The organism is Bartonella sp. ML70XJBT (assembly GCF_028618425.1).
Classification (GTDB): domain Bacteria; phylum Pseudomonadota; class Alphaproteobacteria; order Rhizobiales; family Rhizobiaceae; genus Bartonella.
Genome location: NZ_JAQISX010000014.1, coordinates 1 through 13,505, shown reverse-complemented (window position 1 = coordinate 13,505; position 13,505 = coordinate 1). Strand labels below are relative to the sequence as shown.

The 13,505-nt window shown below is 36.0% G+C and carries 12 protein-coding genes; 3 read left to right on the top strand and 9 right to left on the bottom strand.

All coding sequences use genetic code 11. The annotated features are described in order from the left end of the window. Positions 1 to 416 precede the first annotated feature (416 nt). From yajC to tatA, 7 genes are all read right to left on the bottom strand, one after another. Complete coding sequence (gene yajC, locus PVV65_RS06310) at positions 417 to 878, bottom strand: preprotein translocase subunit YajC (RefSeq protein ID WP_273755462.1); 462 nt, start codon at positions 876 to 878, stop codon at positions 417 to 419. Between the two features lie 831 nt (positions 879 to 1,709). After that, complete coding sequence (locus PVV65_RS06305; RefSeq protein WP_273789625.1) at positions 1,710 to 2,903, bottom strand: M23 family metallopeptidase; 1,194 nt, start codon at positions 2,901 to 2,903, stop codon at positions 1,710 to 1,712. A gap of 169 nt (positions 2,904 to 3,072) precedes the next feature. Then, the gene (locus PVV65_RS06300; RefSeq protein WP_273789602.1) at positions 3,073 to 3,732 is read right to left on the bottom strand and encodes a protein-L-isoaspartate(D-aspartate) O-methyltransferase; all 660 of its coding nucleotides are present in this window, start codon (positions 3,730 to 3,732) and stop codon (positions 3,073 to 3,075) included. 137 nt (positions 3,733 to 3,869) lie between these two features. After that, positions 3,870 to 5,147 carry a serine--tRNA ligase gene (gene serS / locus PVV65_RS06295; protein WP_273789601.1) on the bottom strand — a complete coding sequence of 426 codons (1,278 nt, stop codon included), beginning with the start codon at positions 5,145 to 5,147 and terminating at the stop codon, positions 3,870 to 3,872. A gap of 52 nt (positions 5,148 to 5,199) precedes the next feature. Then, a complete protein-coding gene (gene tatC, locus PVV65_RS06290) occupies positions 5,200 to 5,982 on the bottom strand; it encodes a twin-arginine translocase subunit TatC (protein WP_273789600.1) in 783 nt (260 codons plus the stop codon). Further along, positions 5,979 to 6,413 carry a twin-arginine translocase subunit TatB gene (locus PVV65_RS06285; RefSeq protein WP_273789599.1) on the bottom strand — a complete coding sequence of 145 codons (435 nt, stop codon included), beginning with the start codon at positions 6,411 to 6,413 and terminating at the stop codon, positions 5,979 to 5,981. The genes tatC and PVV65_RS06285 overlap by 4 nt, the downstream gene beginning before the upstream one ends. Positions 6,414 to 6,469: 56 nt before the next feature. Further along, a complete protein-coding gene (gene tatA / locus PVV65_RS06280; protein WP_273755456.1) occupies positions 6,470 to 6,781 on the bottom strand; it encodes a twin-arginine translocase TatA/TatE family subunit in 312 nt (103 codons plus the stop codon). Positions 6,782 to 7,613: 832 nt separating this feature from the next. On the opposite strand from tatA, the gene PVV65_RS06275 reads away from it, so the two are divergent. The 3 genes from PVV65_RS06275 to pgsA all read left to right on the top strand — a co-directional run bounded on the left by PVV65_RS06275 (position 7,614) and on the right by pgsA (position 11,678). After that, positions 7,614 to 8,474, top strand: coding sequence for a 23S rRNA (adenine(2030)-N(6))-methyltransferase RlmJ (locus PVV65_RS06275; RefSeq protein WP_273789598.1), 861 nt, complete (start codon positions 7,614 to 7,616; stop codon positions 8,472 to 8,474). A gap of 564 nt (positions 8,475 to 9,038) precedes the next feature. Continuing rightward, positions 9,039 to 11,024, top strand: a complete 1,986-nt coding sequence (gene uvrC, locus PVV65_RS06270) for an excinuclease ABC subunit UvrC (protein WP_273789597.1) — start codon at positions 9,039 to 9,041, stop codon at positions 11,022 to 11,024. Between the two features lie 72 nt (positions 11,025 to 11,096). Further along, the gene (gene pgsA, locus PVV65_RS06265; protein ID WP_144752093.1) at positions 11,097 to 11,678 is read left to right on the top strand and encodes a CDP-diacylglycerol--glycerol-3-phosphate 3-phosphatidyltransferase; all 582 of its coding nucleotides are present in this window, start codon (positions 11,097 to 11,099) and stop codon (positions 11,676 to 11,678) included. A 316-nt stretch (positions 11,679 to 11,994) separates the two neighbouring features. Here pgsA and ndk read toward each other — a convergent pair whose 3' ends face one another. Both ndk and PVV65_RS06255 read right to left on the bottom strand, forming a co-directional pair. Further along, a complete protein-coding gene (gene ndk, locus PVV65_RS06260) occupies positions 11,995 to 12,417 on the bottom strand; it encodes a nucleoside-diphosphate kinase (protein WP_273789596.1) in 423 nt (140 codons plus the stop codon). Between the two features lie 389 nt (positions 12,418 to 12,806). Next, positions 12,807 to 13,505 (bottom strand): autotransporter outer membrane beta-barrel domain-containing protein (locus PVV65_RS06255; RefSeq protein ID WP_273789595.1); only part of this gene is annotated, 699 nt, incomplete at its 5' end.

Sequence of the window (13,505 nt, the reverse complement as noted above, 5' to 3'; positions counted from 1 at the left end):
TTTTTAAAACCCTCTTATCTTTTACTTCTCACCATAAAAATTAACAGTAATACAAATAGTGATATGTTAACCCTAGCCCTTCAGAATATTGAGGTAGAGATTTTACTATAAAATTTTGATTGGGTTACACAAAAATATATTGAAAAGTTAACAATAAACCACGATTAAATGCTATACTTATCTATCTTTTAAAAAATTTTCTTAGCTTAGTTGACTCAAAAGTGAAAAACTTCTCTTTATAAAAATAACGACATTCTTTAAAAGGCTGAAAGCTTTTTCGTAATATCCCATAAATAAAGTAACCACTTTAATAGTCTAGAGAAAACAAAGATATCACTTTCTGTCGTGACTATAAAAACATTTCTCCTTTATATTTTAATATTTTTTATAAAAATGCTATAAATTACCTCTCCACTTTAAGATGCATTTTCCTTATTTTCTTTTGATATTGCTTTTTCCTCTTCAGAGATACTCACATTTTCTCTCACAGTCTTTTTAGACTTAGACTTTTGTAGTGTTTTCGTTTTAGCATTAAGTTTTGATTTTTTTTCTGCAATCGGCTCACCTTTAACACGGACATCCGCTAATGTTGAACGAATAACACGAATATTCATATTCTCACCAATTTCAACCTCTAATTCACCACTCTCGTCGTGAACCTTCGTAACCTTGCCGATAATACCACCACCTGTTATAACTGTATCACCACGACGTACTGCATTAAGCATTTCCTGCCGTTTTTTCATTTGGGCGCGCTGTGGACGAATGGCAAAAAAATACATAATCGCAAAAATTAAAATGAATGGGACAGCGTTAACAAATGAAATTCCACCGGAAACATCGCCTGCAACTTGAGCATAAGCGTTTGTAATCAACATTTTTATCTCCTATAGTTAAACTTCAGGTATTTCCCACTCTCTTAAAATAGAACCCGATTTAGAAAAAAATCTAAAGAATTTGTTATAAAAAGTTATAATGGCATAATGTAATCTCAGCTTTATGGAAATGCAATAAATCCTTAAGAGACAGAGTACAATAAGAAAAAATTTAAAAAAACAGATTTATTTCTCTCTATTATATATCCTACACTAGAAGCGCTATCTCTTACTCAATAAATGATACAAAATAATTTTTCTAATAAAAAAATATAGAGATAACTCATTATTTTTAATGTCGAATTATAGAGTTCAATACCGTAAAACGCTCTCATTTCAAACCCTTTGAATTCATCAAAAAAAATTTTTGCCTATCACACCTGTAAAATGAACAAAAGATAAAAACTCTTTATGATAAGAAATCAAATATCTCTTCTCATGCTCCCTTTCAAATGCAAGAGTATTGCGAACATTAGGTATTGACAATCCTATGATACTCTTTGTCTTATACTTCATAAAGACGAAGATGGTAATCTCTAATGCCCCCAAAAACTCCTCTTCTAAACCAATGATTTTTTTCTGACTTATTACGTTAGACATGTGCTAACATCCGATGATCGAACGTCATGATAAAATCCATGAAACATCATCAATACCTCATCAAATGTGACCAGCTTTAAAAAAAGAAGCAACATCACAGATTAATTATTCGACTCCCCAAACATTGCTTAGTATCTTGAATCATCTACAAGGATAAATCGAGTAGAAAGATCACGTTATTGTAGAATTAGCGCCCAAAGTAAAAGCTTTAGAAAATTTAACGTCATCAATCAATTAGTTTTCTAAATATTTAAGAGGATCAACTGGTAATGAATTCTTACGCATCTCAAAATAAACACGTGGCGTTTTAACATTTCCTGAAACACCCGACTTCGCAATCTCATCACCGCGTCTTACCCTTTGGCCTTTGCTCACAACAAGCTGACTATTACATCCATAAATAGTGATAATATTATTTTCATGTCGAATCATAACAACATCACCCAGCTCTTTTAAGCCATCTCCCGCGTAAATAACAATGCCATTTTCTGCCGCCCTTACCGATGACCCTTCAGGCACAGCAATGTCTATTCCTCGACTCATTATTGTTCCTTTTTTTTGACCAAACTGGCTTAATAAACGCCCTCGTACTGGCCAACGCATTTTAGAAATCCCCGTAGCTTGCGGCGCCTTAATATTATCTGTACGCGTAATGGTACTTGATAAATCAGATTCATGATTTAATTGTACCATCTGTTTAGAAGAATTTCTTTCAAGGTTTGACCTGTTCACCTGTGCAGAAGGTGGCGTTTTTACAGGAGCTTTATATATAGGAGAAACTTTCTTGTTCTTTATAGAAGACGTCACCTGAGATTGGAATGAAGATTCTACTGTTGACGCTACCCAATTGTTATGATTGGTGTTACGGTGGGACGCTCTTGAAGTTGCTAACGTACGCCCGCTTGGAAGCACAAGGACCTGACCGATGTAAATGAAATTACTGTTTATACCATTTGCTGATTTTAATGCCTCAACACTAACCCCTACTTGTCGTGCAATACTGAGTAATGTATCCCCACTCTGAACAATATAAGAGTTCTGCCGTAAAGTGAGAGAATTATTCATTTGTGAACGGGAAAGTGTTCCAAGATTACGTCGAGGAGCCCCCATAACACGATCATCAGAAGAAACTCCCCTACCTTGCTGTGAAGAACTATAGGAAGAATTGTCATCTATCCACGAATCATCACTTGGCTCCACAGGGGGCAACTCTGTGCTTTGTATCATTTCCCCGCCGTACGATAGCATTCCCGGATCTGTAGACATAGAGTTCGCTATATTTGATTGAGATGCTATCCTATGATGAGAAGCAATATTGGAAAAACGTTGTGAACCAGAACTACAACCAGCAACAATAGTTACCACCGCTAAAAAAGTTATTCTTTGAAAATTATACTGGAAAATATTATCCAAAGCTTTTAGATACATCGTTTCGCTCACTCATCAATACTCAACTCACTCCATTAAAGCTTTTTTAAATTACCGAAGTGTTAAAATGAGATGTTTTATTCATAAATATCTTTAATTAAGATCAAAGTGAATTTAATAGAAAATGAAAAGAGTAAAATAATTTGTGCTATTTTTCAAATTTTAAAAATTAAAGTCTCTCCGCAATACCTTTAATAAGAGGTTGATAACGCACTTGAAACAGTTCTAAACACTCAAATCGACTACCAATTTTTGTATAGCGTGTTACCGTTTGTACCTCTTCATCAGGTCCTATCGCCTGAATGAGAATTCCATTTTCAGCTAAAAGTTCTAAAAAATCCTTGGGTTCATCAGAACGTGATGGCCAAATAAGAATGCGATCAAATGATCCCAAACTTGCCACATTATGACTTCCATCAATCTGCCGTATAATAATATTTTCAATACCCAGAGTTTGAAATTTTTGGCGTGCCAAATCAACAAGCGTTTTATAACGATCAATCGTTGTCACACGATCACTCAGACATGCCATAAGAGCCGTACAAAAGCCAGAGCCCGTACCAATTTCTAAGACACGATACTTTTTTTTCAGTGATAGTGCTGAAAGAATTAAGAGCTGTTCTTCCAAACGTTCCATATATTCCCCACACTCTATGGGAATAACTTTATTATCATAAGCACTATCAAACCACGGAGCAGGAACAAATTGTTGACGTGGAATTTTCTCTAATGCCGAAAAAAATCGCACGTCATCAATGCCTTTGCTACGCATTTTCAGTACAAGAGCAGCCAACTCCTCACGAAATTGCAAAATACCCTTTTGCTCCATAGTATCATTCACTCTCTAATGGAGATGCAATTTTATTGTCCCTACAAATCACTTCTTTTAAAATGGCAAAACTTCTCACGCTTGCATAGCATTACCTTTTTGCAACAATAAACGCATATTGTTTTTCCTTTCCCAAATTAAGCCGTAATACAACGCATGCCCCCCATATAGGGTTGTAAAACATCTGGAACAATAATTGATCCATCAGCCTGTTGATAATTTTCAAGTACAGCAATAAGACAACGACCAACAGCTGTACCAGAACCATTAAGGCTATGAACAAAATGCAATTTTTTATCGCCTTCTTTACGATAGCGAGCGTTCATACGTCGACCTTGAAAGTCCCCACAAACAGAACAACTAGAAATTTCACGATAACATTCTTGGCCAGGAAGCCAAACCTCAATGTCATAAGTCTTACGTGCTGCAAACCCCATATCCCCCGTAGAAAGAACCACTGTGCGAAAAGGCAAACCGAGTCGTTTTAAAATATCTTCTGCACATTCCGTCATACGTTCCAATTCAATGAGAGACTGTTCTTCACTGGTAATCGAAACCATTTCTACCTTCCAAAATTGGTGCTGACGCAACATACCGCGTGTATCACGACCAGCAGCTCCCGCTTCTGAACGAAAACAAGGAGATAAAGAAGAAAATCGCAGTGGCAAATCTGATATTTCAAGAATTTCATCGTTGACCAAGTTCGTTAATGGCACTTCTGCTGTGGAAATAAGCCATCGACCATCCGTTGTTTGAAAAAGATCTTCAGCAAACTTCGGTAATTGGGCTGCTCCGTAAACAATCTCATCACGAACAAGAAGAGGCACAGAAACTTCTGTATAACCATGCTCATTGACATGCACATCAAGCATAAATTGTCCCAATGCTCGTTCTAGCCGTGCTAACGCCCCTGAAAGCACTGTAAAACGTGTTCCAGATAAACGACTAGCTCGCTCAAAATTCATCTGTTTGAGATCTTGACCAAGGTCAAAATGTTCCTTTGGTGTAAAATTAAAGGTTGGAGGTGTCCCAAAATGTCGAATGACGACATTATCACTTTCATCTTTACCATTTGGAACATCATCCAATGGAACATTTGGAAGTGCTGAAAGAATTTTTTCAAGACTTTCCGTCAGCTGTTTTTCTTCCGCTGTTGCAGAAGAAAGAAAAACTTTAAGCTCTTCAACTTCAGCTCTTAGCCATTCAGCCATGTGCTGATCAGATGTAGCTAAAGCTTGTCCTATTTCCTTTGAAATCGCATTGCGGCGTTCCTGTGCTAATTGTACCTTAGCAACATGGGACCGGCGTGCAAAATCAAGTTGTATTAATCTATCGGCTTGTGGCTCAAGGCCTCTCCTTACAAGCGCTTTATCTAATTCTTCAGGATTTTCGCGAATCCACTTAATATCAAGCATTAAAATTCCTCATTTATATTGTTTTTATTTCGCGTAAGATTATACACTTTTCTTAAGCAGATTTTCTTCTCTTTTCTATACCGTAAGCAATTAAAATTGAGACCTCATAAAGCGCTATTGTTGGTAAAGCTACTGCAAACATCGTAAAAAAATCCGACGGCGTTATCATTGCCGCAATAATAAAAGAGAGCAGAATAGCCCATTTTCGTTTAGACACCAAATCATGAGACGTTAAAAGTCTAACTTTTGTTAAAAGACTGATGACAAGAGGCAACTGAAAAATCAAACCAAAAATGAGGATAAACGACGTCATAAAGCCCAAATAATCAGAAATACGTACGACAAACTCTATCTTTAATTGAGAATCTGGAAGAAATTGTTGAGAAAGGCTAAACCATAGTATTACTGGTGCCAATAGAGCATAAACAAACATTCCTCCAATACAAAATAAAATAGGGCCCCCAATGAGAAACGGCAAAAAAGCCCTGCGCTCATTTTTATAAAGCCCTGGTGCAATAAAACTATAGAACTGAAAAGCCATATAGGGAAAAGATAAAATAATTCCTCCAAAAGCAGCAAGTTTCATCTTTGTTAAAAAAGTTTCCCATACCTGCGTTGATTGCAAACGAATACTCTCAGGATACCCTCCTGCTATTTTCATTGCCCACTGATACGGCCATAGTAAAAAATTCAAGATATAATCTTTAATAAGAAAACACATCATAAAAGCGATCATAAATGCAATTAAGGTCGAAATAATTCGCTGACGAAGTTCAATTAAATGTTCTAAAAGGGAGGCCATATTGGCATCAACCTCATCTTTTTTTACATTCATGACACATCTTCTTTATCTTTAGAAGCAATAGAAATGCTTTCAGAATGATGAGAAGCACTAGAGAATGTCACATCTTTCTTGATTGCCTTTTGATCACATGCCAAAAGTTCTTTATCTTTTTCTGTTTTATGGTGAGTTGCCTTAATATCCAAATTATCGTGAATACCCTCTAATGTATTTTTAAGGGAATCAAAAGGTTCTGCCAACTTCTTCCTTGAGTTGTTCATATCCGAACATGTTTTTTGCAAATCATCGCGCTCAATTTGTTTTATTACATCATCAAACTGGTAACGAAGTTCATTTGCTGTTGAATGCATATAAGCTTTTACCTTTGCGATTGTCTTGAATATTTTAGGTAAATCTTTCGGTTCAACGATAATGATGAGAACAAGTAAGATCACGACAAGCTCTGGTCCATCAATCCCAAACATCGTTTATACTCAACTTTCTCATAAAAAAAATAATGCACAATAATGATGACGTTTTGTTATTTGACACGCTGTTTTTTAGCAATAGATGCCTTGCCTCCTTTAGAGTAAGAGGAAGCCTTCCTCCGTGTTGCTGTATGTTTTACCGATAACGGCTGAGATTGTTGAGATGCTCCATCAATTACTTGGGAAGGAGCAGCCTTTTCAACATTACCCTCAATGCCTCCCTCTTCTTCCTTCATACTCTTTTTAAAGGCTTTAATTCCTTTAGCAACATCGCCCATTAATTCAGAAATTTTACCGCGTCCGAAAAGCACCAAAATAAGTAATAAAATTACAATTAAATGTGTTGGTGAAAAAATATTGCCCATTACTCTCTCTAACCTTATGCTTTTAAATTGTATCTCACTTATTCATGCTTTCTCTGAAGAAGAGTATCAAATATCGTATCTTACTTATATATTTTTTCTCAACCTAAAAGCAATCACACGCTTTTTAATGGAAACAGCGTAAACGAACTTTTACCCTCTCACCCCTTATTTAGCGTATTATAACACAAATCACTCAAAAATGATAAACAACTTCATATAAAGTTCAAAAGGCTTAAAACTTTTTTTAAAGAAACTTTATATGATCTCTTGGACGGCTTACCTTTTAGTAAATACTGTATCCAATGTCCTGCCTTTTAAAAACAGTATCGCCCATGAAATGGTAACTATCTCTTCCCAATCAACTTTACCAATGAAAATGATATCATAACCTTCTAAAAAAATTTACCTGTATCTGAATGTTTTCCGAAAATATATTTTATTAACGCGTAAAATATATTAGTTTGTCAAAATCATTCACTTGTACCTCATAAGCGAGGTCAGCATAGAGAGATAGAAACTATTAAAATGGTTCTTATAGACGTCAAGGATGCTAGAAAATAAGTCATGATATATAGGGATATGACGATTTCAGCTTTCATCTTTACTCCGTAAAGAGCTTCCATTGAAATGTTTGCCCTCTTCTTGTCCAACTTTCATATAAAAGATTTAAAATCCTAATGAAATAAATGCTCGCGTGACATTCATATTTTATGTATATAATTTTTTGATGAGGGGCTTATTTGATTGCTACAAAAAAGTTTTTATGGATATAAATTCTATTATTCTATGCTAATAAGCCTGATACAGTTATCCATATGATAGAGTTTCTTCCATGAATTATCGGCATATTTACCATGCTGGCAATTTTGCTGATGTTTTTAAACACATTATTGTCATGCGCATTGTAGAATATCTCAAACGCAAAGAAAAAGCTTTTCGCGTTATAGATACGCATGCTGGTATTGGTATTTATGACCTCTCTTCTTTAGAAGCCTATAAAACAGGAGAGTGGCGCGAAGGTGTGCAACGAATTTTTTCAACGCCAATCCCAGAAAATTTAAGAGAACTCCTTTATCCATGGTGTTATATCATTGATTCCTTCAATAAAGGGGAAAAAGAAATTGTATTTTATCCTGGATCTCCTGTTCTTATTCGCCAATTATTACGGAAACAAGATCGCCTCACCGCAATAGAATTGCACAATGAAGATTATCATGTTTTAGCAAAAAATTTTGCTGGCGATTATCAAACAAAAGTTCTGCATTTGGATGGTTGGCTTTCCTTAAATGCTCATTTACCACCAAAAGAAAAACGCGGTTTTATCCTTGTTGATCCTCCCTTTGAAAAAACTGGGGAATTTTTCCGCCTTATTGAGGGATTAATGAAAGCCTATCGCCGTTTTTCTGGAGGGATTTATGCTTTATGGTATCCTGTAAAACATGATAAAGAAATTGAAAGTTTTCTTCACGCGCTTTATCAAACAGGAATTCCAAAAATTTTACAGCTTGAAATGCGTATCCGAAAGAGTTCAAGTCCACCGACAATGAATGGAAGTGGGATGATTATTATCAACCCCCCCTATCTTTTGAAAGACGAAATGAAAAAACTCAGTCCCTTTCTTATCAACCGTCTTGGACAAGATGAAAATGCTCAAATAACGCATAAGTGGCTTCAAAAAGAACATCTAAATTAGACTTTTCTCTTACGTTTTCCTTTAAAAATACCCTTTTTTTAAGTTACAAAGGCGATAAGATTCTATTATTTCTTAGATAATATCAACATATAAGATAATAATGATAAGCTTATAACGATTACAGGAGTCATAGAACAATAAAGTCACTCCTTACGGCTCATAAGAGGAATTATTTTTAATCCTTTCTTGTATAGTTTCACTCCACGCGACTTTCTCCGCTTGTAACATACAAAAATTGTAACATACAAAAAAACATCGGTTTGAAATGAAAAAATTTTACGCTATTCAGAAATTTAATTTAATGTCGATAATGATAAACTATCTTTATAAGTCAATACCTTATTTGTAATTATTTTTAATGAATCAATAGAATTGAGCGTGTTCATAAAGCTGTCATAAATAAAAATTCTCATATTTTTTATGAAAGAAAAGTACTCTAAAATCACACTCTTATGCTATAATATGTTATTGATGGACAAAAGCTATTAAAGACATAAATAATCGTCATTTAATGGAATAGGAATACTTAATAGAATAAACAAAAAGCATTTCTTGATAAACGGAATGATCCTAAAAAATAATACAACTTGTCCGAAAAATAAAAGAGAAAAGCTTTCTTTTCTCTCTAATTTGACATGGAACAATGCCAATCAAAGCAACGAAAAAAATAAATTCCAAGGTGTCAAATTTATACAAGAGTTTGTTAGACACCTTCCCCATAAGCCGGGAGTTTACCGGATGATTGGTGAAAATGGTAATATTCTTTACGTTGGCAAAGCGCGTAATCTCAAAAAACGTGTTTCAAACTATACACGTGAACAAGGACACAATAATCGTATTACCCGTATGATTCGTGCAACATATCATATGGAATTTATCGTTACCCATACAGAAACAGAAGCACTCCTTTTAGAAGCCAATCTCATCAAAAGATTGCATCCCCATTTTAATGTATTACTCCGTGATGATAAAAGCTTTCCTTATATCATGATTACAAATGATCATCGAGCACCTGCACTTTGCAAACATCGTGGCGCTCGAACACAAAAAGCTCATTATTTTGGGCCTTTTGCTTCTGCTGGTGCGGTGACACAAACAATTCATGTTTTACAACGCGCTTTTTTATTACGGACCTGTACCGATTCAATTTTTGAAAACCGTACACGCCCCTGTTTACTGTATCAAATTAAGCGATGTTCTGCACCTTGTACCCATGAAATTAGTGACAGTGATTATAAAGAACTGGTAAGAGAAGCAAAAGCATTCCTTTCGGGAAAAGATCAATCTGTTAAAAATGATATGGTTCAAGCTATGCATAAAGCCGCAGAAAATCTTGATTTTGAACAAGCTGCTTCCTATCGTGACCGCTTATCAGCCCTTTCTCACATACAAAGCCATCAAGGAATTAACCCTCAAACGATAAAAGAAGCAGATGTCTTTGCAATTGCCCAAAAGGAAGGAATGACTTGTATTCAAGTGTTCTTTTTTCGCATGGGACAAAATTGGGGAAACCGAGCTTATTTTCCTAAAGCAGATCCCTCTTTTTCCTGTACTGAAATTTTAGCGAGTTTTCTTACCCAATTTTACGATGATAAACCCCTTCCTAAAAGCATCCTTTTATCCGAAGAAATTGAAGAAAAGACGCTTCTTACAGAAGCATTAAGTCTCAAAGCCAATCACAAAGTGTCTCTCTCCTTACCCAAGCAAGGTGAACGGAAAACACTTGTTAATCACGCCTATCTTAATGCTCACGAAGCTCTAGAACATAAGCTTGCTGAAACAGCTACCCATACAAAATTACTTCAAGGGCTTGCTGAAACATTTCAACTGCCTTTTCCTCCGCGCCGTATAGAAGTTTACGACAACTCTCATATTATGGGAACAAATTCTGTAGGTGCAATGATTGTTGCTGGTCAAATGGGGTTTGTTAAAAATCAATACCGAAAATTCAACATTCGCTCAACAGATATCACGCCTGGCGATGATTTTGGCATGATGAAAGAAGTGATTAAACGAAGATTTTCACGCCTTATCAAAGAGCATGATTTGCCAAATAAAAGTCATGACATACAAGATCAAGAAAATGATCTTTTTCCCGTTTGGCCTGATCTTATCTTAATCGATGGAGGTGAGGGACAAATCAACAGTGTGCATACAATACTTGCTGAATTACAATTGAATAACCTGATCACCGTTGTTGGAATTGCCAAAGGTGTTGACCGCCATGCGGGACGTGAACGATTTTTTATAAAAGGTACCCTTCCTTTCACACTTTCCCCCCGTGATCCTATCCTCTATTTTTTGCAACGTCTACGTGATGAAGCACACCGTTTTGCTATCGGAACGCATAGAATAAAACGAAAAAAAGCAACCTTTAAAAATCCACTTGATGAAATCGAAAATATCGGTCCGTCAAGAAAACGTGCATTGCTTCATCATTTTGGAAGTGCCAAAGCTGTTGCTGGTGCCTCACTTGAAGACTTGAAAAAAGTTACGGGAATCTCTATCGCAATCGCACAAAAAATTCATAACCATTTTAATGAAAAATAGGCTTGTTTCACAACCTTAGCCTTGTTACTTACAGGGAATATGTTCTCCTTTACAAGAATTGAAAATGACTCTATGAAAAATCATACTTTTTCTTTTCCAAATCTTTTAACTTATGCACGAATTGTTGCAGTCCCAATGGTTGTTGCTTGCTTTTTTGTAGAAGGACGCCTACAATCAAATGATATCGCACGCTGGATTGCCGTTTCCATTTTTATCGTTGCCTCTATTACTGACTTTCTTGATGGCTATCTTGCCCGTATTTGGGAACAAACATCCAATATTGGTCGCATGTTAGATCCAATTGCCGATAAACTTCTCGTCTCAGCTTGTTTGCTCTTGCTTGCCGCAGACAGCACGATTGCTGGATGGACATTATGGGCAGCAATTATTATTCTTTGTCGAGAAATTCTTGTATCAGGATTACGTGAATATTTAGCTGAATTAAAAGTGAGCGTTCCGGTCTCTCGTCTTGCAAAGTGGAAAACTTTTGTACAAATGATCGCTATTATCTTTCTTTTAGCAGGACCAGCTGGTAATAAAATTTTCCCTTACACAGTAGAATTTGGCATTACTATGCTTTGGATTGCTGCCCTCCTTACATTATGGACAGGATGGGATTATTTTCGCGCCGGTTTAAAACACGTCATTTCATGAAACCATCTCTTGATTTATAATGATAATCTACCTTTCTACAACTGAAGAAAGAAAAGATGCCGTAAACCTACTTACTTTAAATTTAGTGATGATTAATCAATTAAAACACTTCTTCTACCCATCATAAACGAAGTTGGCGCCTAGTTAAAAGACATTCAAAAAAAGAATAATAGGCTTTGTCCCCTCGCAAAAAAGTTGCAATATTAAAGGTAAAAAAAATGATAAATATATATATCTGTCAAAGAGATTTAAGTTTTTTTTAAGCAAAAGCCCAAAACACTATGTTTTAGGTTTTTGCTTCTTATTTGCGCTTTTATTAACCAACAATTTCTATCTCAGAAAACCAAAAAGCGATTTCTGTTTTTGCTGTTTCAGCACTATCGGATCCATGGACAGAATTTTCACCAATCGACAGAGCATAAACCTTACGAATTGTTCCTTCTTCTGCATCACTGGGATTTGTAGCCCCTATCACTTCACGGTTTTTAGCTATTGCATTTTCTCCTTCCAAAACCTGTACAATTGTTGGACCAGAAGACATAAATTCAACCAATTCGCTAAAAAAAGGGCGTTCTTTATGAACAGCATAAAAATTTTCAGCCTCACGCTTGCTCATCCACACACGTCTAGATGCAATAACACGCAAGCCCGCATCTTCAAGCATTTTGGTAATTGCACCTGTCAAATTACGACGTGTTGCATCTGGTTTAATCATCGAAAAAGTACGCTCTAAAGCCATTTACTCACCTTTATTTCATTGATAACATTCTCTAACTGTTTCTATAGCGAGCAGGCAGCCCTTTGCCAAGTGACTTTGCAAAAATTATGCAAATTCTCAAAAATATAGAATGGATTGTAAAGAAGAGTTCAATAAAATAGATACAGCTATAATTAACCCTCCCATCATAAAATGCCCATCTGCCTCTTAGTAAATGTTGAACTCCTTATTATATTCCTAAACGCTTCCCATCAAAATTATCATTTAAGCAATAACAATTATAAGAAAAAACAACAGTAAAAATACATACCTTCTATGAAAACCTTCTTTTAAAAAAGAAGACAGATCTAGACACTTCAGGTCTAGGTTTTAAAATTCTCTCACCAGATCAATTAAAAAATTTCCTATAATTAGAAACTATAGCGTACCCCTAAAATGCCTTGAAGGGATTGTTTTGTCTTACGCCCTTTAACATAATGGGCCTCACCATATAACTTCAACTGCTCACTCACAAAACTGCTTAAACCTATGCCTAATTTACCCGCATTACCTGATAAATCCGTGGTAAATGAATGGTGTTCATTAATCAGTGTTTGATTGTCATCTTTATTCTCACGCAACCATGCTGCTGTAATATACGCCTGTGAGGAAGTCGCCATGCCAGAGCCAAATTCATACCCTAAAGATAACCCAACCTCACTGCGCAGTGACGTAAAGGGACGTACATCACCTCTCATGTCATTCGATAACTTGATTTCTTTTCCCTCAACCTGCAACCAAGTAAATTGTCCATAAGGCTGCAACCAACTGCTCTTGGACGTCTGAAGTCGATAACCTGCTTCAAAGGAGGTTCCCACCGCCCATTGCTTATAACTTCCTTCAATCCCTAAACCATTCGTGGAAACTGCCTTCAGACTATTTTGATAATGATTGTATTTTAAAAGAGCATCCAGATACCATCCACTATGATCCACATACGTGACATAAGCCCCAATGCCATAACTATTGATACCACTGGTACCACCCCGAGTATGTGCAACACGAGCATGATCATAACTGCCAAAACCACCTATATAAAACTCTCCATTTGCCCACTCGCTTAAGCCATT